This window comes from Mesorhizobium sp. WSM4810, from assembly GCF_055811235.1.
Map to the genome: position 1 here is coordinate 1 of NZ_JBVVQV010000064.1, position 4069 is coordinate 4069.

3 protein-coding genes are annotated in these 4069 nt (G+C 60.3%); all 3 read left to right on the forward strand.

What is annotated here, in order from left to right; genetic code table 11:
• Window positions 1–903, forward strand: a 903-nt coding sequence (locus AC0L3O_RS35200; protein WP_473618118.1) for an extracellular solute-binding protein, incomplete at its 5' end; no start/stop codon positions are given.
• Window positions 904–996: 93 nt separating this feature from the next.
• Window positions 997–2367 (forward strand): MmgE/PrpD family protein, encoded by a 1371-nt coding sequence (locus AC0L3O_RS35205; RefSeq protein WP_473618119.1) that lies wholly within the window; start codon window positions 997–999, stop codon window positions 2365–2367.
• A 77-nt stretch (window positions 2368–2444) separates the two neighbouring features.
• On the forward strand, window positions 2445–3818 hold the full coding sequence (locus AC0L3O_RS35210; protein ID WP_473618120.1) for an aminotransferase family protein: 1374 nt from the start codon (window positions 2445–2447) through the stop codon (window positions 3816–3818).
• The last annotated feature ends 251 nt before the right edge of the window (window positions 3819–4069 follow it).

Consider the following 4069-nt stretch of genomic DNA (forward strand, 5'->3'; position numbering starts at 1 on the left):
ACCGGCATCAAGGTTATCCTGGCTCCGTCGACAAACAGTTCCGAACGGCGTGCCCATGTGGAGGCCATGATCAAATCCGGGGACGTTACGTGGGACATCTTCATTGAAGGTGAGATGGACGCTGAGGCGCCGTCGCATGCCGAGCGTGCGGCGACCATCGACAATTTTTGTAGGCAGTTCACGGACCGCGCAGATCTGCTGCCCGGCACCTGCAAGGCGTCTGGCGTCCTAGTTGCCCGCGGCGCGACACTGATTGCCTACAACAGAGAGCGCTTTCCCAATGGCGGACCGACCAACTGGAAGGAATTCTGGGATACTAAGCATTTCCCAGGAGTCCGCGCGATGCCGGCGCAAGCGGACGCCTGGCGGCAGTTGACCGCAGCCCTTATGGCTGATGGCGTGCCAAGAGACAAGCTTCATCCGATGGACGTAGACCGCGCCTTCAAGGCGCTTGACGAGTTGCGTCCCAATGTCGGGCTGTGGTGGACGACGGGCGACCAGACGACCCAGGGCTTTCGCAATGGTGACTATGATGTCGGCTTCATGTGGTTGACTCGCGCCACCGCGCTCAAGAACGAAGGGCAGCTCATCGGGTGGTCCTATAACGGTGCGATTTTGGTGGGCGATCGCTACGCCGTGGTAAAGGGCGCGCCGCACAAGGCGGAAGCGCTTGAACTGCTGAAGTTCTTCCTGGATTCGCCCAAAGTCCAGGGGAAGATTTGTGAGGCGTTGTCCTGCGTGCCGCCTAGCAAAGATGCGCTCAAGTACATGAGCGCGGAAGCACGCGTCCAACTGCCGTCGGCCGAGAAGATAAAATCCGAAATGGTTGTTCCGGACGCCACGTGGATCAACGCCAACAAGTCAATGTTGATCGACCGCTGGAATACTTGGATCCAGAAATAGCACGCTCCAAAGAGCGGGTCACCGGCCGATGGCCCCGATAGGGCAGGCAGGCCCTGCGTTGGACTTTGCGTTCCCTCACTGAGGTTCGAAAACATGTCGCTGACACAAGACGTCGCCAATACGGTCGCTAGGCTCACATATGACGAGCTGCCGGCATATGTGCGCGACAAGGCGAAGCTTCTCGTCCTCGATCATATCGGCTGCATGATCGCGGGAAGCACCACGCGCGGGGCGGGGCAGATGATGCCCTACCTCGCGCGCATCGATTCCGGCGGCCCCAGCACCGTTTTCGGCAAATCGCTGCGCTTCCACCCCGCCAATGCGGCTCATGCCAACGCGCATAGCGCCAGCATGCTGAGCCTTGACGATTCCTACGTCCTTTTCGGCCATCCCGGCGCATCGGTTATCCCGGCCGCGCTCGCCGTCGCCGAAGACGTCGGCAGCTCCGGTAAGGAGCTGATTGCCGCGATTGTCGGTGGTTATGAAATGTCGCTGCGCCTTGGCACCGCCATGCGGCCCAGCGAAGACCGCGACCGCCAAGTCAAGGGCCTTGCAAGCTGGCAGATCTTCGGCGCCTGTACCGCGGCAAGCCTGTTGCACCGATTCAGCGCCGAGCAGATCGCGGATGCATATGGGCTGATCCCGATGCACGCCCCGCTGCCCTTCTTGCGCAAGTTCCATTCGCGGCCGATGAGCCTTTTGAAGAACAACTACGGATGGGCAAACAAGGGCGCCATCACCGCAGTGGACCTTGTGCGCGCCGGTTTCCGTGGCAATCGCACGATCTTCGATGGTGACGACGGGTTCTGGGCGATGGCCGGGTCCGACCGCTTCGAGCCTCGAGACATGCTCGATCGGTGGGGCGAGCGCTATTTCATTCTTGAGACCGGTTTCAAGCCGTTTGGCGTCTGCCGCTGGATCCACACCGCGATTGACTGCTTGCGCGCGTTGCTGACTCGTCACTGCTTGGACCGCGTCGACATCAAGGGCATTCACGTCGAAACCGTTAGCGAGTTCGTCCGCGACTTCAACGGCCCCTGGCCGCAATCGACCGTGGAGGCGGCGTTCCACATCCCCTATGCGCTCGTCCTCGAGCTGCACGACAAGTCCTCGGCGACGGGCCTACGCGAAGACGACTTGGCCGACAAAAACCTCCAAGAAAACGCGTCCCGAATAAGTCTTTCAACACTCGCCGGCGCCGATGAGAAGTTCTATGCGAAAAAGCTCCTGCCTGCTCGCGTTAATGTGACCCTTCGGAATGGCGAAACTCTTTCCGAACAGGCTGAAATTCCGACTGGCGCCCCCGGCGGGCCCGCTTTTGGGCCGGCGGAGGTGGAAACCAAGTTCCTCACTCTCGCAAGCCCCATTATCGGCGAGGCGAATGCCGTACGTGTGAAGGAAGCTCTCCTCGAACTGGAGGCTCTTTCCGTCCGCGAGGCGCTTAAATCATGCGTTGTGGCGTGAGCGTCACGCATACGTGCGGCGCCGGTAAATAGTCCGGGCTCCGCTTCCGAAACCAACTAGCAAATAAGGCAGCAAAGATGTCGACACAGAGCACGCAGCCCAAACCCGTTCAAAAGGAATCATCTGGAGGGGCGTTCTACGCCGGGCGCGGCGTCACCAAAACGCCGACGATTTCGCATGCCAAAGGCATCTTCTTCTGGGATACCGAGGGCAAGCGCTATCTCGACGGGTCGTCCGGCGCAGTCGCCGCCAACATCGGCCATGGCAACGAGCGCGTACGTGACGCCATGATCGAACAAGCGAAGCGCTTTAGCTATGTCGTCCGCACCGCGTTCACCAGCGAGGCGACCGAAACGCTATCCAGGATGATCGCGGAGCTTGCGGGCCCGGGATTTGACCAGACTTTTCTTGTCTCCGGCGGTTCGGAGGCCATCGAAGCCACCCTCAAACTTGCACGTCAATACGCCGTGGTTACGGGTCAACCGAGACGCTCGAAGATACTTGCGCGTATGCCGGGCTATCACGGCTCGACCCTCGGGGCCGCTGCGATCACCGGCGATCCGGATCGGGACCAGATGTTCGGCCCGATTATGCGGATAATGCCCAAGGTTCCGGCACCATTGAGCTATCGCATCCCCGAGGGCTACGACGTCAATTCCTATGCCGACTACTGCGCGGACGAGCTCGAAAGACAGATTCGCGCGGAAGGTGAAGACACAGTACTCGCTTTCATCATGGAACCGGTCGGCGGCGTCGCCACCGGCGCATTGGTCGCGCCGAACGGTTACTATTCCAAGGTCCGGAAGATTTGCGACCGCTACGGCGTTCTGCTGATCTTCGACGAGGTGATGTGTGGTGCCGGCAGAACTGGAACCTTCCTGGCCGCTCATCATTGGCCGGACGCCATGCCTGATCTCGTCGCCTGCGCGAAGGGCTTGAGCGCCGGATACACGCCACTCGGCGCCATGATTGCCCCCAACAGGATCGTCGACAAGGTTGTCGAATCTGGTGGCTTTTTGCATGGCCATACCTATTCCGGCAATCCCCTGTCTTCGGCAATCGGAGTTGCGGTTCTCAGTGAGTTGGTGAACCAGAATCTGATGGAAAATGCCGAGCGCATGGGCGTTATCCTTCGGCAAAAGCTAAACGCATTGAAGGACCGAAGCACAACTATTGGCGATGTGCGCGGCATGGGGCTTTTGAACGCAGTGGAGATCGTCGAGGACAAAGCCACTAAGGCAATTTTCGCCGCCTCCAGGCAGGCATCTTACCGCGTCTCCGAGATCGCCCGCGATCTTGGCCTCCATATCTATTCGCGCCGCGCGGCGAGCGGAAAGTTCGGGGAATGGTTCATGGCCGCTCCGCCGCTCATCATAACCGAGCCGGAAGTCGAACTCTTCATGGAGCTTCTGACAGAGACGTTCCGTGTCTTTGAGCGCGAGGTCCGATGAAGCCCGCTCGCGTCCATCCTGGCCAGACCCAATTGGGTGACTTTGATGTGCAGGACCCCCAACCTCTGCCCCACAGGGCATTGCCGGGATAACGCTGGACAATGACCTCATTGCAGCAGCGAACCCATGGCGCCGCGACCTTCACCGCTGTCCCGAGCTCCTGTTTGATGTAGATCGCACCGCCGCACGCGCCGCCGACCTCCTCTCGCAGCCTCGGATGTGACCAGGTCGCGACCGGCATCGGTCGGAGC

Coding starts and splice junctions, on each gene's coding strand:
- AC0L3O_RS35205 (WP_473618119.1), top strand. CDS start 997: ATGTCGCTGACACAAGACGTCGCCAATACGGTCGCTAGGCTCACATAT.
- AC0L3O_RS35210 (WP_473618120.1), top strand. CDS start 2,445: ATGTCGACACAGAGCACGCAGCCCAAACCCGTTCAAAAGGAATCATCT.